Genomic DNA, 25,972 nt, shown 5'->3' with positions numbered 1-25,972 from the left:
CGATGCGTAAATCTGTTATCGCGATAATTGTCATCGTGCTGGTGGTGCTCTACATGTCCATCTTTGTGGTTAAAGAAGGCGAGCGCGGCATTACTCTGCGTTTTGGTAAAGTGCTGCGCGATGATGAAAACAAACCACTGGTATACGCACCGGGTCTGCACTTCAAGATCCCTTTCATTGAATCAGTGAAGACCCTGGACGCGCGTATCCAGACGATGGATAACCAGGCCGATCGCTTTGTCACCAAAGAGAAAAAAGACCTGATCGTTGACTCCTATATCAAATGGCGTATCAGTGACTTTAGCCGCTACTACCTGGCGACCGGCGGCGGCGACGTCTCCCAGGCCGAGGTGCTGCTGAAGCGTAAATTCTCTGACCGTCTGCGTTCTGAAATTGGTCGTCTGGATGTGAAAGACATCGTAACCGACTCCCGTGGTCGTCTGACTCTGGAAGTGCGCGATGCGCTGAACTCCGGCTCCGCCGGGACCGAAGATGAAGTCAGCACGCCGGCTGCCGATGATGCGATTGCCAAAGCGGCGGAGCGTATCGAAGCAGAAACTAACGGTAAAGTGCAGGTGATTAATCCGAACAGTATGGCCGCGCTGGGTATTGAAGTGGTTGATGTGCGGATCAAGCAGATTAACCTGCCTGCCGAAGTTTCTGAAGCGATCTACAACCGTATGCGCGCCGAGCGTGAAGCGGTTGCTCGTCGTCATCGTTCGCAAGGTCAGGAAGAAGCTGAAAAATTGCGCGCGGCAGCGGACTATGAAGTGACGAAAACGCTGGCAGAAGCTGAACGTCAGGGGCGTATCCTGCGCGGTGAAGGCGATGCTGAATCGGCGAAGCTGTTTGCTGATGCATTCAGTCAGGATCCGGGTTTTTATGCCTTTATCCGTAGCCTGCGCGCCTATGAGAACAGCTTCCAGAGCAATCAGGATGTGATGGTGCTCAGCCCGGACAGCGATTTCTTCCGCTATATGAAATCGCCTGAGGCGGCGGCAACTCGCTGATAAGTGATGATGTAAGTAAAAAAGGCGCCGTAATCAGGCGCCTTTTTACATTGCGCAGAGTGAGTGACGAGGGCGCCCATTCAGCAGTTCATCGACAACAGGGACCCGTGCTGGCGTTTCTACGATAGCGCCGCTGATCATTGCGCCAGTATTTTCAACAATATCGGGAATATTCACCGGACCAAATATGGGCAGATCAACATTCAGATTGTCGCCGGGAAAGAATATTGCAGAACTTGCTTTGTTGGCTTGGCCCTGAGCGGCAAAACCACTTTGTCGCCCGCAGGCGCCGCTTACCACATTGATTTCAACAGCGATCAATTCTCCGATAATCATCATCCTGATTATCTTATTGCCCGCATCTGAATCTGGTATGCGACATTATAATTGACGCTTTAAAAAGAACATTTAATACAACAGGTTATAAATTTTATTTTATAAAATTGATTCATAATAGCAGTGAAATAGCGGACAATATGCTGCGAAAGCAAACATAACGTGGGCAACCCGTCGTCCGTACGGCGCGGCGTTTATATATAAGGTGAAAAATGAACTCAACTATCTGGCTGGCACTGGCGCTGGTTTTAATACTTGAAGGGCTTGGGCCACTGCTTTATCCACGCGCGTGGCGTCGGATGGTCGCTACCATGAGCCAACTGCCAGATAATTTATTACGCCGGTTTGGCGGGGGGCTTGTGGTTGCCGGAGTCGTCATCTACTACATGTTGAGGAAAACGATTGGCTGATCAAAAAGTGGTCGGATTTGCCGGTTTTAGCGTGCAAAAAGTGCTGTAACTCTGAAAAAGCGATGGTAGAATCCATTTTTAAGCAAACGGTGATTTTGAAAAATGGGTAACAACGTCGTCGTACTGGGCACCCAATGGGGTGACGAAGGTAAAGGAAAGATCGTCGATCTTCTGACTGAACGGGCTAAATATGTTGTGCGCTACCAGGGCGGTCACAACGCAGGCCATACTCTCGTAATCAACGGTGAAAAAACCGTCCTCCATCTTATTCCGTCAGGTATTCTTCGCGAGAATGTCACCAGCATCATCGGTAACGGTGTGGTGCTGTCTCCGTCTGCGCTGATGAAAGAGATGAAAGAACTGGAAGACCGTGGGATCCCCGTCCGCGAGCGCCTGCTGCTTTCTGAAGCTTGCCCGCTTATCCTTGAATATCATGTGGCGCTGGATGTTGCGCGTGAGAAAGCGCGTGGCGCGAAAGCCATTGGTACCACCGGCCGCGGTATCGGCCCGGCTTACGAAGATAAAGTGGCTCGTCGCGGTCTGCGCGTTGGCGATCTGTTTGATAAAGCCACCTTCGCTGAAAAGCTGAAAGAAGTGATGGAATATCACAACTTCCAGTTGGTGAATTACTATAAAGCGGAAGCGGTTGATTACCAGAAAGTGCTGGATGATGTGATGGCGATTGCCGACATTCTGACAGCGATGGTGGTTGATGTTTCCGACCTGCTCGCTCAGGCGCGTCAGCGCGGCGACTTCGTGATGTTCGAGGGCGCGCAAGGTACGCTGCTGGATATCGATCACGGTACCTATCCGTACGTGACGTCGTCCAACACCACCGCCGGTGGCGTGGCGACGGGTTCCGGTCTGGGGCCGCGTTATGTCGACTACGTTCTGGGCATCATCAAAGCTTACTCTACTCGCGTCGGCGCGGGTCCGTTCCCGACTGAGCTGTTTGATGAAACCGGCGAGTTCCTGTGCAAGCAGGGTAATGAATTTGGCGCAACGACTGGCCGCCGTCGTCGTACCGGCTGGCTGGATGCTGTCGCGGTGCGCCGCGCGGTGCAGATTAACTCCCTGTCTGGCTTCTGCCTGACCAAACTGGACGTGCTGGACGGCCTGAAAGAGGTGAAAATCTGTGTCGCTTACCGTATGCCGGATGGCCGAGAAGTGACCACCACTCCGCTGGCCGCCGACAACTGGGAAGGTATTGAGCCGGTTTATGAAATCATGCCCGGCTGGTCTGAAAGCACCTTTGGCGTGAAAGATCGCAGCGGGTTGCCGCAGGCAGCGCTGAACTACATCGCGCGCATTGAAGAACTCACCGGCGTACCGATCGATATTATTTCCACCGGTCCTGACCGTACCGAGACGATGATTCTGCGCGATCCGTTCGACGCATAATGATCTTCCAGAGGCGCCGTTCAGGCGCCTCTTGTTTTGCTGTTAGCCCGCCCATTTTAAATAAATTAGCGGCCTGAGCGCTGGCTGGTTTATCATCAATAGAAATGACGTCTACCGACACATCCTGTATTTCTTTTCCCTGAGGTTGATTGTGCAGTTAACGAGTTTCACTGATTACGGGTTACGCGCGCTGATTTATATGGCGTCGCTACCGGAAGGAAGAATGACCAGCATCACTGAGGTGACGGAGGTTTACGGCGTTTCACGTAATCATATGGTTAAAATAATCAATCAGTTAAGTCGGATAGGCTATGTCATGGCCGTTCGGGGAAAGAACGGAGGTATTCGCCTCGGTAAACCCGCAAATATGATTCGTGTGGGGGATGTCGTTCGCGATCTGGAACCGCTCACTTTGGTTAATTGCAGCAGCGAATTTTGCCATATTACGCCTGCCTGTCGTCTGAAACAGGCGCTTGCAGAAGCCGCGCAAAGTTTTCTCAAGGAACTGGACAACTACACGCTGGCCGATTTGGTTGAAAAGAATCAACCGCTTTATAAATTATTGCTGGTGGAGTGACGTAAACTTCACCAGAGATGACAACGGAGGAACCGACATGTCACAAGACCCTTTCCTTGAGCGCGAATCTGAAAAGTACGCCAATCCCATCCCGAGTCGGGAATTCATCCTCGATCATTTAGCAAAACGCGAAAAACCCGCCAGCCGGGATGAGCTGGCTACAGAACTGAATATTGAGGGTGAAGAACAGCAAGAAGCATTGCGTCGTCGGCTGCGAGCCATGGAACGCGATGGTCAACTGGTCTTCACGCGCCGCCAGTGTTATGCGCTGCCGGAACGTCTTGATCTATTGAAAGGTACTGTTATCGGTCATCGCGATGGTTATGGCTTCCTGCGCGTGGAGGGCCGTAAAGATGACCTTTATTTGTCCTCTGAGCAGATGAAGACCTGCATTCACGGCGACCAGGTGCTGGCGCAACCGCTGGGCGCTGACCGTAAAGGCCGTCGGGAAGCGCGTATCGTCCGCGTGCTGGTGCCCAAAACCGGGCAGATCGTCGGCCGCTACTTTACCGATGCGGGCGTGGGCTTTGTGGTACCGGATGACAGCCGCTTAAGCTTTGACATCCTGATCCCTCCGGAAGAGGTGATGGGCGCGAGAATGGGGTTCGTGGTGGTGGTTGAACTCACCCAACGCCCAACCCGCCGCACTAAAGCGGTCGGCAAAATTGTTGAAGTGCTGGGCGACAACATGGGAACCGGCATGGCGGTCGATATGGCCCTGCGCACCCACGAAATCCCCTACGTCTGGCCGCCTGCGGTAGAAAAACAGGTCGCCGGACTGAAAGAGCAGGTGCCGGAAGAGGCGAAAGCAGGGCGCGTTGATCTACGCAGCCTGCCGCTGGTCACCATTGATGGCGAAGATGCCCGCGACTTTGATGACGCGGTGTATTGCGAGAAGAAACGCGGCGGCGGCTGGCGCTTGTGGGTTGCGATTGCTGACGTCAGCTACTATGTGCGCCCGGGCACGCCGCTGGATGACGAAGCGCGTAGCCGCGGTACGTCAGTCTATTTTCCGTCGCAAGTGGTCCCGATGCTGCCGGAGGTGCTGTCTAATGGTCTGTGCTCCCTGAATCCGCAGGTCGACCGGTTGTGTATGGTGTGCGAGATGACGATTTCGGCAAAAGGTCGGCTGACCGGCTTCAAATTCTATGAAGCGGTAATGAGCTCCCATGCCCGCCTGACTTATACCAAGGTCTGGCATATGCTGCAGGGCGACCAGGATCTGCGTGAACAGTATGCGCCGCTGGTGAAGCATATCGAAGAGCTGCACAACCTTTACAAAGTGCTGGACAGCGCACGTGAGGAGCGAGGCGGTATCTCATTTGAGAGTGAAGAAGCGAAATTTATCTTCAATGCTGAACGCCGTATTGAACGCATTGAGCAAACTCAGCGTAATGACGCGCATAAACTGATTGAAGAGTGCATGATTCTGGCGAACATTTCCGCCGCGCGTTTTGTTGAGAAGGCTGAAGAGCCAGCGCTGTTCCGTATTCATGATAAACCCAGTACGGAAGCGATTACCGCGTTCCGTTCCGTTCTGGCGGAACTGGGGCTGGAGCTGCCCGGCGGCAATAAGCCGGAACCGCGCGACTATGCGGAATTGCTGGAATCTATTGCCGACAGGCCGGATGCGGAAATGTTGCAAACCATGCTGCTACGCTCGATGAAACAGGCGGTGTATGATCCGGAAAACCGCGGCCACTTTGGCCTTGCGCTCCAGTCTTATGCCCATTTCACTTCGCCGATTCGTCGCTATCCCGATTTGTCACTGCATCGCGCTATCAAGTATTTGCTGGCGAAGCAGCAGGGGCATAAAGGCAATAGCACCGAGACAGGCGGCTGGCACTACAGCATGGAAGAGATGCTGCAACTGGGCGTCCACTGCTCGATGACCGAGCGTCGCGCGGATGAAGCTACTCGTGATGTGTCGGATTGGCTGAAGTGTGATTTTATGTTGGATCAGGTGGGTAACGTCTTTAAAGGCGTGATCGCCAGCGTCACCGGCTTCGGCTTCTTTGTGCGTCTCAATGAACTGTTTATTGACGGTCTGGTGCACGTTTCTTCGCTCGACAACGATTACTACCGTTTCGATCAGGTGGGGCAACGTCTGATTGGCGAATCCGGTGGTCAGACGTACCGTCTGGGAGATCGGGTAGAAGTGCGCGTTGAAGCGGTTAATATGGACGAGCGTAAGATCGATTTCTCGCTTATCTCCAGCGAACGGGCGCCGCGCAACGTCGGTAAGACCGAGCGTGAAAAGGCAAAAAAAGGTGCTGCGGGTAAATCATCCGGGCGTCGTCGTCAGGCTGGGAAGCAGGTAAACTTCGAGCCGGATAGCGCATTCCGCAAACCGAAAGGCAAATCTCAGTCGAAGGCCGCTCAGCCAAAAGGCGAGAAGAAAGCGAAGAAGCCGTCGGCGAAAACGCAAAAAATCGCCGCCGCGACCAAAGCTAAGCGCGCGGCGAAAAAGAAAATCGCTGAGTAAATTGGATTCCCTTAACTCCCTGTATCGCGGGAAGAGCGGAGAAAGGGAACTGATAACAGAAATTAAAACGAGTAGATAAATGAGTGAAATGATTTACGGCATCCACGCGGTGCAGGCACTGCTGGAACGCGCTCCTGAGCGCTTTCAGGAGGTTTTTATTCTGAAAGGCCGCGAGGATAAGCGCCTTCTGCCGCTGATCCATGTCCTGGAAGCACAGGGGGTGGTGATTCAGGTCGCCAGCCGTCAGTTCCTTGATGAGAAAAGCGAGGGTGCCGTTCATCAGGGAATTATTGCCCGCGTGAAGCCCGGGCGTCAGTACCAGGAGAACGATCTGCCGGATCTGATCGCCTCTCTCGATCAGCCGTTCTTTTTGATCCTCGACGGCGTGACCGATCCGCACAATCTCGGCGCCTGTTTGCGGAGCGCCGATGCCGCTGGCGTGCATGCGGTGATTGTGCCGAAAGATCGCTCCGCGCAGCTGAATGCTACGGCGAAAAAAGTGGCCTGCGGGGCGGCGGAAAATGTTCCGTTGATCCGCGTTACCAACCTGGCGCGCACCATGCGCCTGCTGCAGGAAGAGAACGTCTGGATCGTCGGCACCGCCGGCGAGGCCGACCATACGCTGTTCCAGAGCAAAATGACCGGCTCGCTGGCGCTGGTGATGGGGGCGGAAGGCGAAGGTATGCGTCGCCTGACCCGCGAGCACTGCGATGAATTAATCAGTATTCCCATGGCCGGTAGCGTTTCGTCGCTGAATGTATCTGTCGCCACCGGGATTTGCCTGTTTGAAGCGGTACGCCAGCGCAGCTAATTAAAGCCGCTATAAAACCAAAAGCCCCAAACCATCCTTCGGGATGGTTTTTTTGTGACTGCTTTCGCGGGCGTGGTTTGTTCCCGGTGACCATACTTAATGGCGACGCCATTGAAGGAGGGAAACACCATGCACTGGCAAACTCACACGGTATTCAACCAACCTACGCCGCTGTGTAACAGTAACTTATTCTTGTCCGATAGCGCTCTGCGTGAAGCCGTAGTGCGTGAAGGCGCGGGCTGGGATGGCGATCTTCTGACGAGCATTGGCCAACAGCTGGGGACGGCAGAATCACTGGAACTGGGTCGCCTGGCCAACAGCAACCCGCCGGAACTGCTGCGCTACGATGCGACGGGCTCGCGCCTTGACGATGTGCGTTTTCATCCTGCGTGGCACCTGCTGATGCAGGGATTGTGCTCAAACCGGGTACATAATCTCGCCTGGCAGGAAGAGGTGCGTGAAGGCGCTTTTGTCGCTCGGGCCGCCCGCTTTATGCTGCATGCCCAGGTAGAGGCGGGGACCTTATGCCCCATCACGATGACTTTTGCCGCGATCCCGCTGCTACAACGTTCATTACCCAGGCTATTTAGCGACTGGTTATCCCCCTTGTTAAGCGATCGCTATGATTCCCATCTGGTGCCGGGCAGCCAGAAGCGCGGGCTACTTATTGGCATGGGCATGACCGAAAAGCAGGGGGGGTCTGATGTTCTGAGCAATACCACGCGAGCGGAGAAAACCGCCGAAGGTTTTTATCATCTTGTCGGGCATAAGTGGTTTTTTTCGGTCCCGCAAAGTGATGCCCATCTGGTGCTGGCGCAGACGTCGGCCGGGTTATCCTGCTTTTTTGTCCCGCGCCTGCTGCCGGACGGCCAGCGCAACGGTGTTCGCCTGGAAAGGCTGAAAGAGAAGCTGGGTAACCGGTCAAACGCCAGTAGCGAAGTTGAATTCTTCGACGCCTGCGGTTGGCTGGTAGGCGAAGAGGGCGATGGCGTTCGGCAAATCCTCAAAATGGGGGGGCTGACTCGCTTTGATTGTGCCCTGGGTAGCCACGCGCTGATGCGCCGGGCCTATTCGGTGGCGCTCTATCACGCTATGCGCCGTCAGGCGTTTGGTAAAAATCTGGCCGATCAGCCGATGATGCGTCAGGTACTAGGCCAGATGGCATTGCAACTCGAAGGGCAAACGGCCTTTTTGTTCCGTCTTGCGCGCGCCTGGGACAGGCGTACCGATGTGCAGGAGGCACTGTGGGCAAGGCTGTTCACGCCAGCGGCGAAGTTTGCTATCTGCAAATCCGGGATGTCGTTTGTCGCCGAGGCGATGGAGGTTGTGGGGGGCGCAGGCTACTGCGAAGAGAGCGAATTACCGCGTTTATATCGTGAAATGCCGGTAAACAGTATCTGGGAAGGGTCGGGCAATATTATGTGTCTTGATGTGATGCGCGTTCTCATCAAGCAACCCCAGGCGCTGGAGCTTCTGGCGGCGGAATGTGCGGAGGTGAAAGGACAGAATCGCCATTTCGATCGCACCTGGCGGCAGTTGCAACAAAGGCTGCGGCGGCCTCCGGAAGAGCAGGGGCGAGAGATTACCCGGCTGGTTTATCTGCTTGGGGTTGGCGCGCAGGTATTGCGCTTCGCTTCGCCACCGTTGGCTGAGTCATGGTGCCGTATGATGCTCGACACGCGCGGTGGTATGCGCCTGGATGCGCAGACGCTGGACGATTTATTATTACGGGCAATGGGACGTGGTCGCCAGGCGCCTCAGGCGTAGAGAATGGCCTGTACCCGCCAGTTATCTGGTTGCTGATCTTCGTACATCTGAACAATACGATACCAGGATGCGCCATGCTCATCGGCCTGCACAGCGATAGCGTGTTCCACATCCTGTTGACTACCGGAGATGTTGTTAACGCAAATCAGACCAATTTCATTCAGGCCCGTTACGCAATCGGCGCTGGCCAATTCTGCTGGCTGGGCAGAAGTATTGGCGGTGACGGGGGCCAGCATCATGCCGGGTAGAGTAAAGGTTCTTTTCATCGTCAGCTCCATTTCACATCGTCCTGAGGGCATCCCGTTACTGGCGTCCCGCCAGAATTACCGCTGGCTGAACAGTATTATGCACAGGAGAATGTGAATGGATGCAAAGCAAAGTAAAGCTGGCTTAAAGATTACCGCGATTTTCGGTATAAAATTGCCTGCGAATACCACTGACCGGGAACCTGGGTGTCATCAATCATGATGATGACATAGTATTCCGCTTTAGCGGCCTCTGCTTTGGCCTTTAGCGCAGCTTCTACATCCATCGGCGAGCCGTACAGTAATACGCTCACCGTCCCCATCTTCTGCAGACCCTTCGTCTGGTTACGCGGGATCTCTTGCGGATGGTCGGTTGCTGGCGGCGGCGCTTCTGGCGTCCCTTGTAGGGCGCTACAGCCAGTTAAGGCGATAGCCAGTAACCACGGTGTAAACCTACGCATAACCCTATCTCGTTTCCTGATAGTCATAGTGTAGTGGTAGCCTTAATGTCATTTTCGGGGAATGTTCCCGAAGTGTTATCCGGTACGCGATTTTCGAATGAAAATATCGTGAAAGCGTAATCTGCTTCTCAAGATTATGCGCTATGTGCGAACAAGTTACTTGAGTAATAACAAAACATCACTATAGAGAAGGGAGACGGTAAATGATTGCACTAGAAATGCGTGACCTTGCGGGTGGGGATGTTCTCCACGCATACCCGCAGAACGCAGCGGATACACCATTGCCGTGTATCGTATTTTATCACGGCTTTACCTCTTCTAAGCTGGTCTATAGCTATTTTGCCGTTGCGCTGGCGGAGGCCGGGTTTCGGGTTATTATACCTGATGCGGCGGAACACGGTGCGCGCTATCAAGGGGACGCACAAGGGCGAATGCAGCGCTTCTGGCCGATCCTGATGCAGAATTTTGTCGAATTCCCGGCATTGCAGGAGGCGATTCGCGCTCAGGGATGGCTTGCCGACGACAGGCTGGCAGTTGCCGGAGCGTCAATGGGCGGCATGACGGCCCTGGGCGTGATGACGCATCATCCGGAGCTGAAATGCGTGGCCTGCCTGATGGGGTCTGGCTATTTCAGCTCACTCTCACAGGCGCTTTTCCCTTCACCTTCACTGCGTGCAGAACAACTGGCGGAGTGGGACGTCAGCCAGCAACTGGCGACGCTTGCCAGTCGGCCGCTGCTGCTCTGGCACGGCGATGAAGATGATGTTGTGCCGCCGGACGAGACGCTCCGTCTTCAGCAGGCGTTGCAGCAAAACGATCTGGCCGACAATTTGACCTGCATCTGGCAGAAAGGCGTCCGTCACCGCATTACGCCTGAAGCGTTAGCGGCGACGGTGGCATTTTTCCAGCGTCATCTTTAAACGCGAATGACCTTGACGCCCTGATCCTCAAGCTGTCTGAGGATCGCTTCATTGGCCTGTTTTCCCGTAATCACCAGGTCGATTTGCCCGGCCTGGCTGAACAGCATTCCGGCGCGTTCCCCGACTTTACTGCTATCGACCAGCACCGCGAGTTTACCGACGACGTTAAGCATCTTCTGCTCCGCCATCGCCGTGAGCATATCGGTTTTATAGAGCCCTTCGGCAGTCAGTCCTTTGCCGCTGGTGAACATCCAGTGCCCGGCATACAGGCTGTTTTCACTGCCCTGTGGGCTCAGGGTGATGGAGTGGCTGCGGTTATACTGACCGCCCATAATGATAACGCTGTCGTGTTCCTGATCGATCAGATAATTAGCCAGCGGCAGATAGTTAGTGATGATCTGCACCGGTTTACCGCACAGTTCCTGACCAAGCAGAAAGGCGGTCGACCCGCAGTTGATGACGATGCTTTCACCAGGGTTAACCAGTTGCGAAGCCGCGTGGGCGATGCGTACTTTTTCGTCATGGTTTTGCGCCTGATGAATATTCATTGGCGACCAGCGCGGACGCTGTTCGCTAATTGCTTCCGCGCCATTGCGGACTTTTTTCAGTTTGCCGCTGTCATCGAGTTTATTGATATCGCGACGCGCCGTCGCCGGAGAAATTCCCAGCCGGGAAATCACCTGCTCCACGGTGACAAATCCCGTTTGTGCCAGCAAATCCAGTAAAATTTGATGTCTTTGCGCTTCCGTCATGAGCAAATCCGATTAAAAGTGATAAGCAAAGATGATATTTGAAATCAGGTGAAAATACTAATGCCGACGGAATAATTTCCGGCGAGCGCTAATCGTTAATCGCTCGCCGAAGAAGGCTTACAGGAAGGACTTGAAGGGCAGGTCCGGTTCCATGGTGAAGCAGTCGTCGAATCCCCGTGGATAGTGGTATTCGAAGTTGTCTTTATCCAGCGGCCAGGTGAACTTCCCGCCAACCTGCCAGATGAAAGGCTTAAAGCCGTACTTCAGCCGATCTTTCTTCATCTCCCACAACACGCGGATTTCCTGCGGGTCCGCCTGGAAGTTTGACCAGATATCGTGATGGAACGGGATCACGACTTTGGTATTCAGCGACTCCGCCATACGCAGAATATCAGCGCTGGTCATTTTGTCGGTAATACCACGCGGGTTCTCGCCATAAGAACCTAACGCCACATCGATCTGGTGCTCATTACCGTGCTTCGCATAGTAGTTGGAGTAGTGGGAATCACCGCTGTGATACAGGTTGCCGCCCGATGTTTTAAACAGATAGTTCACCGCGCGCCGATCCATGCCATCCGGCAGTATGCCCGCCGCTTTTTGATCGACCGGTAAAGTAATCAACGCAGTACGGTCAAAAGCATCAAGGGCATGGATCGCCACGTCTTTCACTTTCACTACATCGCCCGGTTTCACTACGATGCAGCGCGCTTCCGGTACGCCCCAGCCAATCCACAGATCGACGCAGGTTTGCGGCCCGATAAACGGTACGTTATCGGCGCAGTTCTGCATCACGGCGGCCGCAACGTTTACATCGATATGATCGTTATGATCGTGGGTGGCCAGTACGGCATCAATCTGGCGAATGGCGAATGGATCCAGAACAAACGGCGTGGTACGCAGGTTGGGCTGGAGCTTCTTGACACCCGCCATGCGCTGCATCTGATGGCCCGTTTTCATCAGCGGATTACCGTGGCTTTGCTTGCCGGTACCGCACCAGAAATCGACGCAGATATTGGCTCCGCCCGCCGATTTCAGCCAGATGCCCGTACAACCCAGCCACCACATGGCAAAAGTACCCGGTGCAACCTGCTCTTGTTCAATCTCTTCATTTAGCCAGCTACCCCATTCCGGAAACGTGTTCAGAATCCATGATTCGCGGGTGATGGTTTGTACTTTACTCATTGATTTTTCCCTCAATGGTTATCACAAGTAATCATTTAATGATTTGCTTTGACAAATACTGTCATCATTTATTCAGGAATGCAATCCTGAGTTTTGTCCTTTACAGGACAGTGATGGAGGGTTAGACGGTGGAACAGGCTTACTTTATGATACGCATTAAATTTTATTTAATTGATTTTAATTGATTATTTTTTATTTTTGTTAAATGAGAATTACTACAACAACAGATTAAATGATTATTTGCGGTGTGCGTCACATTTAATCAAATATAATCTTGTTGTGATTATTTTTGATTATTAGAGTGTTTGCAACAACAAATCCTGGGCGTAGCCTGAGTTCAGCGCGTCCACCTTCTGGAGTGTGTTATGGAGATTCTCTACAACATCTTTACCGTTTTCTTTAATCAGGTCATGACTAACGCCCCGCTGCTGTTGGGGATTGTGACCTGCCTGGGCTATATCCTGTTGCGTAAAAACGCAGGCGTTATTGTTAAAGGCACGATTAAAACCATCATCGGCTTCATGTTGTTGCAGGCGGGGTCCGGCATTCTGACCAGCACCTTTAAACCCGTGGTGGCGAAAATGTCCGAGGTCTACGGTATTAACGGCGCTATCTCTGATACTTACGCTTCGATGATGGCGACGATTGAGCGGATGGGGAATGCATACAGTTGGGTCGGCTATGCGGTGCTTTTGGCGCTGGCGCTGAACATCTGCTATGTCCTGCTGCGGCGTATTACTGGTATCCGTACCATCATGCTGACCGGGCACATCATGTTCCAGCAGGCCGGGCTGATTGCCGTTTTTTTCTATATCTTCGGTTACCCAATGTGGACCACCATTATCTGCACCGCGGTGCTGGTGTCGCTCTACTGGGGGATCACTTCCAATATGATGTATAAGCCAACCCAGGATGTGACCGACGGCTGCGGTTTCTCCATTGGTCACCAGCAACAGTTCGCGTCATGGATTGCTTATAAGGTTGCGCCGTATCTGGGGAAAAAAGAAGAGAGCGTTGAAGATCTTAAACTGCCGGGCTGGCTGCATATCTTCCATGACAATATCGTCTCAACGGCGATTGTGATGACCGTTTTCTTCGGCGCGATTCTCCTCTCTTTCGGTATCAATACCGTACAGGCGATGGCGGGGAAAACCCACTGGACGGTCTATATCCTGCAAACCGGTTTTTCATTTGCTGTGGCTATTTTCATCATCACCCAGGGCGTTCGTATGTTCGTTGCTGAACTCTCCGAAGCGTTTAATGGCATCTCCCAGCGCTTGATCCCAGGCGCCGTTCTGGCGATTGACTGCGCGGCGATTTATAGCTTCGCGCCAAACGCCGTCGTCTGGGGTTTTATGTGGGGAACCATCGGCCAGCTGATCGCTGTCGGTATTCTGGTGGGCTGTGGCTCTTCCATTCTGATTATCCCGGGCTTTATCCCGATGTTCTTCTCTAACGCGACCATCGGTGTCTTCGCTAATCACTTCGGCGGCTGGCGTGCGGCGCTGAAGATTTGTCTGGTGATGGGGATGATTGAAATCTTTGGCTGCGTCTGGGCGGTCAAGCTTACCGGCATGAGCGCCTGGATGGGGATGGCGGACTGGTCGATTCTGGCGCCGCCGATGATGCAGGGTTTTGCCTCTGTCGGCATCGCGTTTATGGTCGTCATGATCATTATTGCGCTGGCTTATATGTTCTTTGCAGGGCGCTCGCTGCGTGCTGAAGAGGACGCGGAAAAACAACTGGCAGATTCTTCTGCCCAATAAGGAGTTCTGACGATGACCGTACGTATTCTGGCTGTATGTGGCAACGGGCAAGGGAGTTCCATGATCATGAAGATGAAAGTGGACCAGTTTTTGACCCAGTCAAATATCGATCACACGGTGAACAGTTGCGCGGTGGGTGAATATAAAAGCGAATTAAGCGGCGCGGATATCATCATCGCCTCCACCCATATCGCCGGTGAGATTAGCGTTTCCGGCAATAAATATGTGGTTGGCGTACGCAATATGCTGTCGCCTGCGGATTTTGGCCCGAAACTGCTGGAAGTGATCAAAGCGCATTTTCCGCAGGATATGAAGTAAGGATGGCAAATGAAATTACGTGATTCTCTTGTGGAGAATAATTCCATCCTTTTACAGGCCGATGCCAGCACATGGCAGGAAGCGGTAAAGCTGGGCGTTGATTTACTGGTTAAAGCCGATGTGGTCGAGCCGCGCTACTACCAGGCCATTCTGGATGGCGTTGCTCAACATGGCCCTTATTTTGTGATTGCACCCGGTCTGGCGATGCCCCACGGGCGTCCGGAAGAGGGCGTCAAGAAAACCGGCTTTGCGCTGGTGACCTTAAAAACGCCGCTGATTTTCAATCATGAGGATAACGATCCGGTCGATATTCTGATCACCATGGCGGCCGTCGATGCCACTACCCACCAGGAAGTGGGCATCATGCAGATCGTTAACCTGTTTGAAGACGAAGCGAATTTCGACCGTTTACGCGCCTGCCGCACTGAGCAGGACGTTCTTGATTTAATCGATAACGCCAATGCGGCGGCTGTTTAAAAGGAACATCACATGTCATTACCTATGTTACAGGTTGCGCTGGATAACCAAACCATGTCTTCTGCGTATGAAACGACGCGTCTGATTGCCGAAGAAGTCGATATTATCGAAGTCGGAACCATCCTTTGCGTCGCCGAGGGTGTGCGCGCCGTGCGCGACCTGAAGGCGCTGTATCCGCATAAAATCGTGCTGGCGGACGCCAAAATTGCCGATGCCGGTAAAATCCTCTCCCGTATGTGCTTCGAAGCCAACGCCGACTGGGTGACGGTGATCTGCTGTGCCGATATCAACACTGCTAAAGGTGCGCTGGATGTGGCGAAAGCGTTTGACGGCGATGTCCAGATCGAACTGACCGGCTACTGGACCTGGGAGCAGGCGCAGGCGTGGCGTGAAGCAGGTATTCAGCAGGTGGTTTATCACCGTAGCCGCGATGCGCAGGCCGCAGGCGTAGCGTGGGGCGAAGCGGATATCAGCGCGATCAAACGCCTGTCTGAGATGGGATTTAAAGTCACCGTAACCGGTGGTCTGGCACTGGACGATTTGCCGCTGTTCCAGGGGATTCCGATTCACGTCTTTATCGCCGGCCGCAGTATTCGCGACGCGGCTTCTCCGGTCGAAGCTGCACGGCAGTTTAAACGTTCCATTGCCCAGATTTGGGGCTAAGGAGCGGATATGCTGTCGAAAAAAGTTCCGCTCGGCATTTATGAAAAAGCGCTCCCCGCCGGGGAGTGCTGGCTGGAGCGCCTGCGGCTGGCGAAAGAATTAGGTTTTGACTTCGTCGAAATGTCGGTAGATGAAACCGACGCTCGCCTGGCGCGGCTCGACTGGAACCGGGAACAACGCCTGGCGCTGGTCAGCGCGATTGCGGAAACCGGGATTCGCGTCCCTTCTATGTGCCTGAGCGCTCATCGACGTTTTCCGCTCGGTAGCGAAGATGACGTAGTGCGGGCACAGGGGCTGGACATTATGCGTAAAGCCATCCAGCTGGCCCAGGATGTGGGTATCCGCGTCATCCAGCTTGCGGGTTATGACGTTTACTATCAGGAAGCCAACAACGAGACGCGCTGTCGTTTCCGTGATGGATTGCAAGAGAGTGTCAGGATGGCGAGCCGCGCGCAGGTGACGCTGGCGATGGAGATTATGGATTATCCGCTGATGAATTCCATCAGCAAGGCGCTGGGCTACGCCCACTATCTGAATAATCCATGGTTCCAGATCTACCCGGATATCGGCAATCTCTCTGCGTGGGATAACGACGTGCAGATGGAGCTTCAGGCCGGGATGGGGCATATCGTGGCGGTGCATGTTAAAGACACGAAACCCGGCGTGTTTAAAAACGTGCCGTTCGGCGAAGGGATAGTGGATTTTGAGCGCTGTTTTACGACGCTCAAGCAGTGCGGCTACTGTGGCCCCTGGCTGATCGAAATGTGGAGTGAAACCACTGACGATCCGGCGGCGGAGGTGGTGAAAGCGCGCGATTGGGTGAAAGCGCGGATGGTCAGCGCAGGCCTGCTGGAGGTAGCATAATGCAGACGCTCAAACAGCAGGTCTTTGACGCCAATATGGATTTACCGCGCTACGGACTGGTGACTTTTACATGGGGTAACGTCAGCGCCATTGATCGTGAACGCGGGCTGGTGGCGATTAAGCCCAGCGGCGTGGCCTACGAGAGCATGAAAGTGAATGATATGGTCATTGTGGATATGGATGGCAATGTGGTTGAAGGAGAATATCGCCCTTCTTCCGATACCGCGACGCATCTGGCGTTATATCGTCGCTATCCGGGCCTCGGCGGCGTGGTGCATACTCACTCGACCCATGCGACGGCCTGGGCGCAGGCGGGCCTGGCCATTCCCGCGCTGGGAACGACCCATGCGGACTACTTCTTTGGCGATATTCCCTGCACCAGAGCACTATGCGCCAGCGAAGTTGAAGAGGCTTACGAACTGAACACCGGCAGGGTGATTATCGAAACCCTGGGCGAGGCAGAACCGCTACATACGCCGGGCATTGTGGTGTACCAGCACGGGCCTTTTGCCTGGGGTAAGGATGCGCACGAGGCAGTGCACAACGCGGTAGTAATGGAAGAGGTGGCGCGGATGGCGTGGATTGCTTGCGGTATTAATCCGCAACTGAAGCCTATTGATAGCTGGCTGATGAACAAACATTTTATGCGTAAACACGGGCCAAACGCCTATTATGGACAGAAGTGAAAGACGCGGAAAAATCGTTCGTCATCGTCTTACGGCTTCGCCCTTATACAGAGCGAAGTCGAGAGGCGAAGCATTAGCGGTAAATGACCGCGCTTGCGTGAATCAGGCCGTGGCTTCCGGGCTCATGAATCAGGATCGGCTGAAAATACTTCGCGCCCTGAGCGTCGCTCTGTTGATTAAGCGCCTGCTCCGCTTCCTGTTCAGTAGCGATATTGTGATTGATATAAATAACGCCGAGGCTTTGCACATCGTCCATGTTACGGGCCTGGCGGGCGTCGATTTTAATAGCAGCCTGCGCGTTGGCGCTTAACAAAAGCGCTGCCATTAGGGTTATGAGGATGGATTTCATCATCTGCTCTCCTTACGACAGTCCTGACGTTAACCTGGGTTCCTTTGGGTTATGGATATTTCTGATCTAAGTGTAATCGCTGCCTGTCTGGCGTATCGCGACCATTTTTGATGCAGTTGTTCAAAAAAATGTCGTTTCTGTCGTTGGTTAATTTTAAATCACTGGCGGCGGTGAGTTTGGCGCTAAGTGCGAATTGTTTGCACAATTCACTTGTCTTAATCCACGCTCGCACGTATTATGACGCGTCAATTTTTCAGCCGCCCTTTAACACGTTCCTTGCCTCCATGGGCCGCGGCTGACCCAGACAGGAGGCTGAATAATCCGTAAGGAGCAATTCGATGCGTCATTACGAAATCGTTTTTATGGTCCATCCTGACCAGAGCGAACAGGTTCCGGGTATGATCGAACGTTACACTGGTGCAATCACTGCAGCAGAAGGTACGATCCACCGTCTGGAAGACTGGGGCCGCCGTCAGCTGGCTTATCCGATCAACAAACTGCACAAAGCCCACTACGTTCTGCTGAACGTTGAAGCGCCGCAGGAAGTGATCGATGAGCTGGAAACTAACTTCCGCTTCAACGACGCCGTTATCCGCAGCATGGTAATGCGTACTAAGCACGCCGTTACCGAAGCATCTCCGATGGTTAAAGCGAAAGACGAGCGCCGTGAGCGTCGCGAAGATTTCGCTAACGAAACCACAGATGATTCTGAAGCTGGGGATTCTGAAGAGTAATCCTGATGACCAATCGTCTGGAGCTGTCCGGCATGGTATGCAGGACTCCACTTCGTAAGGTCAGCCCGTCAGGAATTCCACACTGCCAGTTCGTGCTTGAGCATCGTTCAGTGCAGGAGGAAGCCGGTTTTCACCGGCAGGCGTGGTGCCAGATGCCCGTGATTGTTAGCGGACACGAGAACCAGGCCATTACTCACAGTATAACGGTCGGCAGCCGCATAACCGTTCGAGGGTTCATCTCTTGCCACAAGGCAAAGAACGGCCTGAGTAAAATGGTTCTGCATGCCGAGCAGATTGAATTGATAGATTCTGGAGACTAGCCATATGGCACGTTATTTCCGTCGTCGCAAGTTCTGCCGTTTCACCGCGGAAGGCGTTCAAGAGATCGACTATAAAGATATCGCTACGCTGAAAAACTACATCACCGAAAGCGGTAAGATTGTCCCGAGCCGTATCACCGGTACCCGTGCAAAATATCAGCGTCAGCTGGCACGCGCCATCAAACGCGCTCGCTACCTGTCCCTGCTGCCGTACACTGATCGTCATCAGTAATCGGTCACGGTCCATTAATACGACTTTGAGAGGATAAGGTAATGCAAGTTATTCTGCTTGATAAAGTAGCAAACCTGGGTAGCCTGGGTGATCAGGTTAACGTTAAAGCGGGCTATGCTCGTAACTTCCTGGTACCGCAGGGTAAAGCTGTTCCAGCTACCAAGAAAAACGTTGAGTTCTTCGAAGCACGCCGTGCTGAACTGGAAGCCAAACTGGCAGAAGTTCTGGGCGCTGCTAACGCTCGCGCTGAAGCAATCAACGCGCTGGGCAGCGTTACTATCGCGTCTAAATCTGGCGACGAAGGTAAACTGTTCGGTTCTATCGGTACCCGCGACATCGCTGATGCTGTTACTGCAGCTGGCGTTGCTGTTGCGAAGAGCGAAGTTCGTCTGCCGAACGGCGTTCTGCGCACCACCGGTGAGCATGAAGTCGACTTCCAGGTTCACAGCGAAGTTTTCGCTAAACTGGTTGTTAACGTTGTAGCTGAATAATTTATTTTTCAGTTCGCGTCGAGACGCCGGCCTTGTGCCGGCGTTTTGCTTTTCTGCGTTTGCCCGGTTTTTTTATCTGAACGTGCGTAGCGGCTATTTCCCGGGGCGCGTTGATAAGGGTTAACGGCAGGCCCGGTCACTGACCCGGCGGCGAAAATGCATTAATACGGCGTTAGCGCGCACGAATAAAGCTGCCGTTTGACTGGCGGGTAAACAGCACCTGTTGACCGTTGTCGGTATCGATCGCCAGCCCGGTGACCACGCCATTTGCGTTCTGGCGAATCTGTACCGACTGCCCGGTTTGCAGGGAACTTAGCGGTTTGTCCGGGCCTTCTACCTGCGCCATCGCGTAAACGTCAGTCGGCGGCAGGTTATGATCGCGGAACAGTTGTGCGAGGGTTTTGCCTGACTCAATGCGGTAAGTCCGCCACTGCTGCTCTATGCCGGGGGCCGATTGAGGTTGATGATGGGGCTGAGACGCGGTCTGTCGTGGCGCTTGCTCTGTCGGCTCTTCCTGAATCGGCTCCGGAGAGACAGGTGCAACCTGATTGGCATCGTTGACCGATGGCGTATTGGTGATTGGCGGCAGGGGGACAGCCCGATGGCTTGCAGATTGCGGCTGCGACTGGGATTGTAGATCGAGACTCGCCTCGTGGCTCGCCTGAACCGAGGGAGCGTTATCCTCAGAAGGGAGCAGAATACCGATGATCACCAGCAGGGCGCCGACAATGATGCCCCGACGGTGCATGGGCGGTAACGGATCCATAATGCGAATGTGATCCGGGGCGTGCCAGATCTTCGCCAGGGTAGATGTCAGTTCAAAGCGCCCGGGCATGGCTTTCCTCCTGCTCCGCATATTTTATCCTGCTTTCTAGAGTATAGATGGCTAACGTCCTGAAGAACGAGACAAAGATATGTTTCGTGAGGTTAACCTGATATCTCTATTGTTTCTGTTTCCCTTAGATTTGTCATCATCCTGGTGACAAAGTTTTACCCGCCGTGCTATGGCTGATATGCTTCCCACCTCTTTTCTCTGCTCACGGCTTTTTCGTGGTTTGAAATCCGTAGAGCATGAGTTCCCCCTCGTAAAAAGGAACAAAGATGGCAACCCCGACTTTTGACACGATCGAAGCACAGGCAAGTTACGGTATCGGCTTGCAGGTTGGACAACAGCTGAACGAATCTGGCCTGCAGGGGCTGCTGCCGGAAGCGCTGGTCGCTGGTATCGCTGATGCGCTGGAAGGTAAACAGCCGCAGGTGCCGGTGGAAGCCGTTCATCGTGCGCTGCGTGAGATCCACGAACGCGCTGACGCAGTGCGTCGCGAACGCTTCCAGGAAATGGCGGCAGATGGCGAGAAATACCTGCAGGAAAACCGCGAGCGTGAAGGCGTGAACAGCACCGAATCCGGTCTGCAGTTCCGCGTTTTGACCCAGGGTGAAGGGCCGATCCCGGCGCGTACTGACCGCGTTCGTGTCCATTATACCGGTAAACTGATCGACGGTACCGTCTTCGACAGTTCTGTCGCCCGCGGCGAACCGGCTGAATTCCCGGTTACCGGGGTTATTGGCGGTTGGGTTGAAGCGCTGACCCTGATGCCGGTAGGTTCCAAATGGGAGCTGACCATTCCGCATAACCTGGCCTATGGCGAGCGCGGGGCGGGTGCATCCATTCCTCCGTTCAGCACGCTGATTTTTGAAGTGGAACTGCTGGATATTATCTAAATGGCAGTGGTCTTCTCTCCTTGAGGGGAGAGAAGACGTGTTAAATAGCGCAAAACCCTTTAGTTGGAAATATATTGGAGTTTTATATTGCATATCCGCGTAATGGGTGTATTTTTATGAGCTATTTTTCATGGCCAGGGTGATATAACACTCACTTTCAACATAAAATTAACATTATCTCTGAATCACAGTATTCATCCCCCCGATTCTTACCTAATATCGATAAACCTCGTTCCGGGGTTATGACGAATGAAGGGCCAAGAGAGCCCGCACAACACAGACAGGTACAACAGGAAAAAATCACATGGTAGATCAGGTCAAAGTCGTTGCCGACGAGCAGGCCCCGACTGAACAGGCGTTGCGGCGAAATCTTACGAACCGGCATATTCAGCTTATTGCTATCGGTGGCGCGATAGGCACCGGACTGTTTATGGGCTCCGGCAAAACCATTAGCCTCGCCGGGCCGTCAATTATTTTTGTTTATATGATAATCGGCTTCATGCTGTTTTTCGTTATGCGCGCCATGGGCGAATTGCTGCTGTCGAATCTTGAATATAAGTCATTCAGCGATTTTGCCGCCGATTTGCTGGGGCCGTGGGCGGGCTACTTCACCGGCTGGACTTACTGGTTCTGCTGGGTTGTGACCGGAATGGCGGACGTGGTGGCGATCACCGCCTACGCCCAGTTCTGGTTCCCCGGACTTTCCGATTGGGTTGCGTCGCTGGCGGTCATTCTGCTGCTGCTTGTGCTTAACCTCGCTACGGTGAAGATGTTCGGCGAGATGGAGTTCTGGTTCGCGATGATCAAAATCGTCGCCATTGTGGCGTTGATTGTTGTTGGCCTGGTGATGGTACTGATGCACTTCCAGTCGCCGACCGGCGTGGAAGCCTCTTTCGCGCATCTGTGGAATGACGGCGGCTGGTTCCCGAAAGGCATTAGCGGGTTCTTTGCTGGCTTCCAGATAGCGGTTTTCGCTTTCGTCGGTATCGAACTGGTGGGAACCACGGCGGCGGAAACCAAAGATCCCGAGAAATCCCTGCCGCGGGCGATTAACTCGATTCCGCTGCGGATTATTATGTTCTACGTCTTCGCGCTGATCGTTATTATGTCAGTGACGCCGTGGAGTTCGGTGGTACCGTCAAAGAGCCCGTTTGTTGAGCTGTTTGTGCTGGTGGGGCTGCCTGCGGCGGCGAGCCTGATTAACTTCGTGGTGCTGACCTCGGCCGCTTCTTCCGCCAACAGCGGCGTGTTCTCTACCAGCCGGATGCTGTTCGGTCTGGCGCAGGATGGGCAGGCGCCGAAAATGTTCGCAAAACTGTCGAAGCGCGCGGTACCAGCGAAAGGCCTGACGTTCTCCTGTATGTGTCTGCTGGGCGGTGTGGTGATGCTGATAGTCAATCCAAGCGTGATTGCCGCGTTCACCATGATTACCACGGTTTCAGCGATCCTGTTTATGTTTGTCTGGACGATTATCCTGTGTTCATATCTGGCTTATCGCAGAAAGCGTCCGCAGTTGCATGAGCAATCCAAATATAAGATGCCGCTTGGCAAACTGATGTGCTGGGTATGTATGGCTTTCTTTGCCTTTGTGCTGGTGCTGCTGACACTGGAGGCGGATACGCGTGAAGCGCTGATGGTGACCCCGCTGTGGTTTGTGCTGCTGGGCGCGGGATGGCTGTTTGCCGGTAAGAAGCGTCTGGCGAAATAAAAAATGGCCACCTGAAGTGGCCAATAAGACTGACAATATTGGGCGCCTGAGGGCGTAATGCTGGTCAGTTAAGGGGTGTCAGTTGTATTTATGGCTGGCTGAGCGGTTCTGTCAATCGGTGGTTTAAACGAAAATCTGATTCGGTTGGTTCGCTTACTGAGCTGATACGGGCTGAAATATAAAGGATATAACTTTTTTTATGATTTTCAGCTTCTGAAAAGCCCCTGACGAATAACGGACTCACCGCATGGGGGTTGGGCGCATCAAGGAAACCTGGCGGGAACGCAGGCGCGCATCCAGGACTGGCCGCCAGGACGGCGGCCAGAGGGCGGGTCGAGACAGGGACGTCGAGTCCCGCCCGGTCCGCCAGATGAAGCCGGAGTGGAGCGGACCGCGCAGCGGCAGGTTTTCAGCGCCATGCCGGGGGTGCAGGGGGACGGGCGAAACGTCCCCCTGCCCGTTCACACGCTGTGGATATAACGAATATCCGCGTATTTATAGTGAACGGAACAGGCCACTAAGCCAAACCTGGTGAAAACGAAAAATGCCATTTTCGCCAGAACCACCGATAATGCGATTGCCACAGGCAAATAAAACAAAAGACAACACCGATGATTTGCTTAAGTGAACGATATTGCGCCTGAGGGCGCCTTTTTATTTAGTTTCCTGCGAGGGCACGCGGGAACAGCACGTTATTTTCCAGGCTGATGTGCTCCATCAGGTCATCAATCAGTTCGTTGATACCGTTGTACATCGCCTTCCAGGTGGTACAGGCCTCCGGCGGCGGCGTCACGTTATTAGTGATATGCTTAATCACTTCCAGCAGCTCGCCCGCTTCATCATGTTCGCTTTCCATTACGCTGATAGGGCCGCCAGCCTGAGTCCCTATCCCCTGTTTGATCATCGGAAACAGAATCTGCTCCTCTTTCAGCATATGGCTGGAAAGTTCGTCGTACAGCATCGTCAGGTATTTGGTTAAGCCTTTCGGGACGTTCGGTTTGTCGGCGTGAACGCGTTCAACTTTGGTAGCCTGTAAAATCAGTTCCGGCAACTGTTCGCGATGCCTGTTGTGGTAGCGAACGATAATGTGATCGATGATGTCTGCATAGGTTGCAACACGCCAGTCGCGCTCTACTGGATCTTCCGCCAGTCTTGCCAGTTCGGCTTCAATCATCGCGACGTTCAGCGCTTTGCGCGATGCCGCGCGTTCCAGCGTCTGTTTGCCGCCGCAGCAGTAGTCCATATCGTATTTACGAAACAGCGCGGAGGCGCGCGGAATGGTCAGCGCCAGCTCGCCTAAGGGTTGGTCACGGAAAGCCATAGCAGTTACCTCGTCATCAATAATATAAGTTGTATTTTAAATGCGACTTATATTTAAAGAAATACCCCTTTAGGATAGCTGGCTATTTTTTCTCACAGACTAACTCTTGCAGGAGAGGTTTATCCAGGCGAGTACGCACTGCCGACACCACGCCAAGCACCAGCAGCACAATACCGCTGAACGTTAAAAGCGGCGGCAGGCTGTGGCGCAAAATAAAGGTATACAGCAACCCGGCAAGCGTTTCGAAGACAATCAGCGGCCCAAGAATCACCGTCGGCAGGTGCTGGCTGGCGATATTCCAGCACCATGCGCCAACCCACGAACAGAATACGGCGATCGCCAGCATCAGGGGAATAAATACCACCGGACGCGGGCCGAAGGGCAGAGGAAAGTCAGGGTGCTGATCCTGTAGCCACCAGCAAGCGATGAGGTATCCGGCCAGCGATACCGGCAGGGTGACCAGCGCCTGTGCGGTGGCCCACATCATCGGGGGGTTATCCGGGTTTTCCCGCAGCCAGCGGGCGTTGCGTAGCGCATACCAGGCCCAGCAGGCCACGGATATCAGTGCCAGCATAATCCCGGCGCCGTAGCGCAAAGGACTGAAATCAGGCAGGCCCCGATGCAGTTCGGCAGTATTAACGCAGACCAGGCCGATGGCAATACAGATAAGCGCCGGGAACAGGCGTCGCCACGGTAGCTTACCGTCGCGCTGGCTATAGAGCAGGTTGGCAAAAACCGGCAGCACCACCGGCAGTGTACCGATAATCATCGTTGAGACCGGTGCGCCGGTACGCTGAATAGCGCTGGCCAGGCAGACGTAGTAGATGAGGTTGCCGATCATGGTCAGCCCCAGCGCCGTCCACCAGTCTTTGCCGGAGAGCAGACGCAGTTTCGCGCGGCCCAGCCAGGCCAGCGGTAGCGCGATCAGCCCCAGCGCCAGATAACGCCCCATCGACTGCAGTACCGCCGGATATTCCGGGACCAACAGCGGCCCCACGAAAATCAGTCCCCACATCAGCCCTGCCAGCAGGGCGTACAGCACACCACTAATCATCATGCCTTCCACGACTCTTTCTGTTGACGAGAGTGTAGATGAGGCGTATGCGGGAATATTGTATAAGGTTGCGCATTAGCGCTTAAGAACCTGTTTTTGATAACGCACAGGCGTAATGCCGTAGTGGCGAGTGAACGCGCGGGTCAGGTGCGACTGGTCGGTTAATCCGCAGGCGGCGGCGACATCGGCGGCGGCCATGCCGCGGGTGAGAAAAGCTTTAGCGCGCCACAGACGGATCGCCATTAACATCTGCTGCGGCGTAACGTGAAAGTGCGCTTTAAACTGACGCTGAAAATGGTACGGGCTGAGCGCCGCGACCTTAGCCAGTTCATCAAGGGTTATCGTCTTCATATAGTTGTCGTGCAGATATTCACGTACTCGATCGAAGCGGTGACGGGCTTCAGGCAAGACTGGCGCGTGGCGCGCGAACGGGCGGAAAGTATCGATTAAATCCTGTAGCAGACCCTGCTGCGCCAGCGGGTCGTCAGTATGCCACAGACCGTAGATAAGATTGCCGATTTGCCGGGAGCGCAGCGGATCCTGGCGTACCACTTCACTGAACCACCAGTGGTCTGCGCCGGTCACTTCCTCCAGCATATCCGGGTCGAGATAAATCATGCGATAGCGCCAGCCATCAGCGGTTTCCGCTTCGCCGGTGTGCAGTTCATCGGGATTCATAGTGACGACAGTGTTGACCGAAGCGACATACTGGCTGCCTCGATAGCGAAAGCGTTCGGCGCCGAGTTCTATCGTACCGATACCAAAGGCTTCATGGGTGTGCGGGGCAAAAGCGTAGCGGGAGATATGGGCATGGTATAGCTCAACGCCCGGCACCTGCGCCAGATGGCGAAAGCGCGCGCTGTCTCTTTCATCATGGAACTGTTCTGGTACGCCTTGCATGCAATCACTC

30 protein-coding genes are annotated in these 25,972 nt (G+C 53.9%); 20 read left to right on the top strand and 10 right to left on the bottom strand.

Annotated elements, in window-relative coordinates; all coding sequences use genetic code 11:
- The first annotated feature begins 2 nt into the window (after positions 1 to 2).
- Positions 3 to 1,010 carry a protease modulator HflC gene (hflC, locus tag FN037_RS18185; RefSeq protein WP_138358594.1) on the top strand — a complete coding sequence of 336 codons (1,008 nt, stop codon included), beginning with the start codon at positions 3 to 5 and terminating at the stop codon, positions 1,008 to 1,010.
- A 45-nt stretch (positions 1,011 to 1,055) separates the two neighbouring features.
- Here hflC and FN037_RS18180 read toward each other — a convergent pair whose 3' ends face one another.
- Complete coding sequence (locus FN037_RS18180; protein ID WP_142502881.1) at positions 1,056 to 1,349, bottom strand: hypothetical protein; 294 nt, start codon at positions 1,347 to 1,349, stop codon at positions 1,056 to 1,058.
- A gap of 209 nt (positions 1,350 to 1,558) precedes the next feature.
- Here FN037_RS18180 and FN037_RS18175 point away from each other — a divergent pair, with 209 nt between their 5' ends.
- The 6 genes from FN037_RS18175 (at position 1,559) to FN037_RS18150 (ending at position 8,797) form a co-directional block, all read left to right on the top strand.
- A complete protein-coding gene (locus FN037_RS18175) occupies positions 1,559 to 1,756 on the top strand; it encodes a DUF2065 domain-containing protein (protein ID WP_138358598.1) in 198 nt (65 codons plus the stop codon).
- 102 nt (positions 1,757 to 1,858) lie between these two features.
- On the top strand, positions 1,859 to 3,157 hold the full coding sequence (gene purA / locus FN037_RS18170) for an adenylosuccinate synthase (protein ID WP_138358600.1): 1,299 nt from the start codon (positions 1,859 to 1,861) through the stop codon (positions 3,155 to 3,157).
- 151 nt (positions 3,158 to 3,308) lie between these two features.
- Positions 3,309 to 3,734 carry a nitric oxide-sensing transcriptional repressor NsrR gene (gene nsrR / locus FN037_RS18165; protein ID WP_138358602.1) on the top strand — a complete coding sequence of 142 codons (426 nt, stop codon included), beginning with the start codon at positions 3,309 to 3,311 and terminating at the stop codon, positions 3,732 to 3,734.
- Between the two features lie 37 nt (positions 3,735 to 3,771).
- Complete coding sequence (rnr, locus tag FN037_RS18160) at positions 3,772 to 6,219, top strand: ribonuclease R (protein ID WP_142502880.1); 2,448 nt, start codon at positions 3,772 to 3,774, stop codon at positions 6,217 to 6,219.
- 79 nt (positions 6,220 to 6,298) lie between these two features.
- Positions 6,299 to 7,030, top strand: coding sequence for a 23S rRNA (guanosine(2251)-2'-O)-methyltransferase RlmB (gene rlmB, locus FN037_RS18155; protein WP_142502879.1), 732 nt, complete (start codon positions 6,299 to 6,301; stop codon positions 7,028 to 7,030).
- A 129-nt stretch (positions 7,031 to 7,159) separates the two neighbouring features.
- Positions 7,160 to 8,797, top strand: coding sequence for an isovaleryl-CoA dehydrogenase (locus tag FN037_RS18150; protein ID WP_142502878.1), 1,638 nt, complete (start codon positions 7,160 to 7,162; stop codon positions 8,795 to 8,797).
- Here FN037_RS18150 and FN037_RS18145 read toward each other — a convergent pair.
- Together FN037_RS18145 and bsmA are read right to left on the bottom strand one after the other, a co-directional pair.
- The gene (locus tag FN037_RS18145) at positions 8,788 to 9,063 is read right to left on the bottom strand and encodes a DUF1471 domain-containing protein (RefSeq protein WP_171034802.1); all 276 of its coding nucleotides are present in this window, start codon (positions 9,061 to 9,063) and stop codon (positions 8,788 to 8,790) included. The genes FN037_RS18150 and FN037_RS18145 overlap by 10 nt on opposite strands.
- A 131-nt stretch (positions 9,064 to 9,194) precedes the next feature.
- The gene (gene bsmA / locus FN037_RS18140) at positions 9,195 to 9,530 is read right to left on the bottom strand and encodes a biofilm peroxide resistance protein BsmA (protein WP_138358612.1); all 336 of its coding nucleotides are present in this window, start codon (positions 9,528 to 9,530) and stop codon (positions 9,195 to 9,197) included.
- 176 nt (positions 9,531 to 9,706) lie between these two features.
- Between bsmA and yjfP the strand changes: the two genes are divergently transcribed.
- On the top strand, positions 9,707 to 10,423 hold the full coding sequence (yjfP, locus tag FN037_RS18135; RefSeq protein ID WP_142502877.1) for an esterase: 717 nt from the start codon (positions 9,707 to 9,709) through the stop codon (positions 10,421 to 10,423).
- On the opposite strand, the gene ulaR is transcribed toward yjfP, so the two are convergent.
- Positions 10,420 to 11,175 (bottom strand): HTH-type transcriptional regulator UlaR, encoded by a 756-nt coding sequence (gene ulaR, locus FN037_RS18130; protein WP_138358616.1) that lies wholly within the window; start codon positions 11,173 to 11,175, stop codon positions 10,420 to 10,422. The two genes, yjfP and ulaR, sit on opposite strands and share 4 nt — an antisense overlap.
- A gap of 117 nt (positions 11,176 to 11,292) precedes the next feature.
- Entirely contained in the window at positions 11,293 to 12,357 is a 1,065-nt protein-coding gene (gene ulaG, locus FN037_RS18125) for an L-ascorbate 6-phosphate lactonase (protein ID WP_138358618.1), read from the bottom strand.
- A 365-nt stretch (positions 12,358 to 12,722) separates the two neighbouring features.
- Here ulaG and ulaA point away from each other — a divergent pair, with 365 nt between their 5' ends.
- From ulaA to FN037_RS18095, 6 genes are read left to right on the top strand one after another with little or no spacing between them, the layout of a single operon-like run.
- A complete protein-coding gene (ulaA, locus tag FN037_RS18120; RefSeq protein ID WP_142502876.1) occupies positions 12,723 to 14,123 on the top strand; it encodes a PTS ascorbate transporter subunit IIC in 1,401 nt (466 codons plus the stop codon).
- A 12-nt stretch (positions 14,124 to 14,135) separates the two neighbouring features.
- Positions 14,136 to 14,441, top strand: coding sequence for a PTS ascorbate transporter subunit IIB (ulaB, locus tag FN037_RS18115; RefSeq protein WP_138358622.1), 306 nt, complete (start codon positions 14,136 to 14,138; stop codon positions 14,439 to 14,441).
- Between the two features lie 9 nt (positions 14,442 to 14,450).
- Positions 14,451 to 14,918 carry a PTS ascorbate transporter subunit IIA gene (gene ulaC, locus FN037_RS18110; protein WP_138358624.1) on the top strand — a complete coding sequence of 156 codons (468 nt, stop codon included), beginning with the start codon at positions 14,451 to 14,453 and terminating at the stop codon, positions 14,916 to 14,918.
- A 12-nt stretch (positions 14,919 to 14,930) separates the two neighbouring features.
- The gene (ulaD, locus tag FN037_RS18105; protein ID WP_142502875.1) at positions 14,931 to 15,581 is read left to right on the top strand and encodes a 3-keto-L-gulonate-6-phosphate decarboxylase UlaD; all 651 of its coding nucleotides are present in this window, start codon (positions 14,931 to 14,933) and stop codon (positions 15,579 to 15,581) included.
- Positions 15,582 to 15,590: 9 nt separating this feature from the next.
- Positions 15,591 to 16,445: an L-ribulose-5-phosphate 3-epimerase gene (locus FN037_RS18100; protein WP_142502874.1), complete on the top strand. Its 855-nt coding sequence runs from the start codon at positions 15,591 to 15,593 to the stop codon at positions 16,443 to 16,445.
- The gene (locus tag FN037_RS18095; protein WP_138358630.1) at positions 16,445 to 17,131 is read left to right on the top strand and encodes an L-ribulose-5-phosphate 4-epimerase; all 687 of its coding nucleotides are present in this window, start codon (positions 16,445 to 16,447) and stop codon (positions 17,129 to 17,131) included. Before FN037_RS18100 ends, FN037_RS18095 begins: the two co-directional genes overlap by 1 nt.
- A 73-nt stretch (positions 17,132 to 17,204) precedes the next feature.
- On the opposite strand, the gene FN037_RS18090 is transcribed toward FN037_RS18095, so the two are convergent.
- Positions 17,205 to 17,480, bottom strand: a complete 276-nt coding sequence (locus FN037_RS18090) for a DUF1471 domain-containing protein (protein ID WP_138358657.1) — start codon at positions 17,478 to 17,480, stop codon at positions 17,205 to 17,207.
- Positions 17,481 to 17,818: 338 nt separating this feature from the next.
- Here FN037_RS18090 and rpsF point away from each other — a divergent pair, with 338 nt between their 5' ends.
- Genes rpsF through rplI form a run of 4 tightly spaced genes read left to right on the top strand, consistent with a single transcriptional unit; the run spans position 17,819 to position 19,257 of the window.
- Positions 17,819 to 18,214, top strand: a complete 396-nt coding sequence (rpsF, locus tag FN037_RS18085; protein ID WP_138358632.1) for a 30S ribosomal protein S6 — start codon at positions 17,819 to 17,821, stop codon at positions 18,212 to 18,214.
- A gap of 5 nt (positions 18,215 to 18,219) precedes the next feature.
- On the top strand, positions 18,220 to 18,534 hold the full coding sequence (priB, locus tag FN037_RS18080; RefSeq protein ID WP_138358634.1) for a primosomal replication protein N: 315 nt from the start codon (positions 18,220 to 18,222) through the stop codon (positions 18,532 to 18,534).
- Positions 18,535 to 18,538: 4 nt separating this feature from the next.
- Positions 18,539 to 18,766 (top strand): 30S ribosomal protein S18, encoded by a 228-nt coding sequence (gene rpsR / locus FN037_RS18075; RefSeq protein WP_000135199.1) that lies wholly within the window; start codon positions 18,539 to 18,541, stop codon positions 18,764 to 18,766.
- Positions 18,767 to 18,807: 41 nt separating this feature from the next.
- Complete coding sequence (gene rplI / locus FN037_RS18070) at positions 18,808 to 19,257, top strand: 50S ribosomal protein L9 (protein ID WP_142502873.1); 450 nt, start codon at positions 18,808 to 18,810, stop codon at positions 19,255 to 19,257.
- 172 nt (positions 19,258 to 19,429) lie between these two features.
- Here the strand turns inward: rplI and FN037_RS18065 are convergent, their stop codons facing one another.
- Entirely contained in the window at positions 19,430 to 20,092 is a 663-nt protein-coding gene (locus FN037_RS18065) for a LysM-like peptidoglycan-binding domain-containing protein (protein WP_142502872.1), read from the bottom strand.
- 266 nt (positions 20,093 to 20,358) lie between these two features.
- Between FN037_RS18065 and fklB the strand changes: the two genes are divergently transcribed.
- Complete coding sequence (gene fklB / locus FN037_RS18055) at positions 20,359 to 20,979, top strand: FKBP-type peptidyl-prolyl cis-trans isomerase (protein WP_138358640.1); 621 nt, start codon at positions 20,359 to 20,361, stop codon at positions 20,977 to 20,979.
- Positions 20,980 to 21,283: 304 nt separating this feature from the next.
- Positions 21,284 to 22,687, top strand: a complete 1,404-nt coding sequence (cycA, locus tag FN037_RS18050; RefSeq protein WP_138358642.1) for a D-serine/D-alanine/glycine transporter — start codon at positions 21,284 to 21,286, stop codon at positions 22,685 to 22,687.
- 658 nt (positions 22,688 to 23,345) lie between these two features.
- On the opposite strand, the gene ytfE is transcribed toward cycA, so the two are convergent.
- From ytfE to FN037_RS18035, 3 genes are all read right to left on the bottom strand, one after another.
- Positions 23,346 to 24,008 carry an iron-sulfur cluster repair protein YtfE gene (ytfE, locus tag FN037_RS18045; RefSeq protein WP_142502871.1) on the bottom strand — a complete coding sequence of 221 codons (663 nt, stop codon included), beginning with the start codon at positions 24,006 to 24,008 and terminating at the stop codon, positions 23,346 to 23,348.
- Positions 24,009 to 24,090: 82 nt separating this feature from the next.
- Positions 24,091 to 25,062 (bottom strand): DMT family transporter, encoded by a 972-nt coding sequence (locus tag FN037_RS18040; protein ID WP_171034895.1) that lies wholly within the window; start codon positions 25,060 to 25,062, stop codon positions 24,091 to 24,093.
- 75 nt (positions 25,063 to 25,137) lie between these two features.
- A complete protein-coding gene (locus tag FN037_RS18035; RefSeq protein ID WP_142502870.1) occupies positions 25,138 to 25,962 on the bottom strand; it encodes an AraC family transcriptional regulator in 825 nt (274 codons plus the stop codon).
- Between the last annotated feature and the right edge of the window lie 10 nt (positions 25,963 to 25,972).

The sequence above is a fragment of the Klebsiella sp. 2680 genome (assembly GCF_900198535.1).
GTDB classification, from domain to species: Bacteria; Pseudomonadota; Gammaproteobacteria; order Enterobacterales; family Enterobacteriaceae; genus Klebsiella; species Klebsiella indica.
This window is presented reverse-complemented; position numbering and strand designations above follow the sequence as displayed.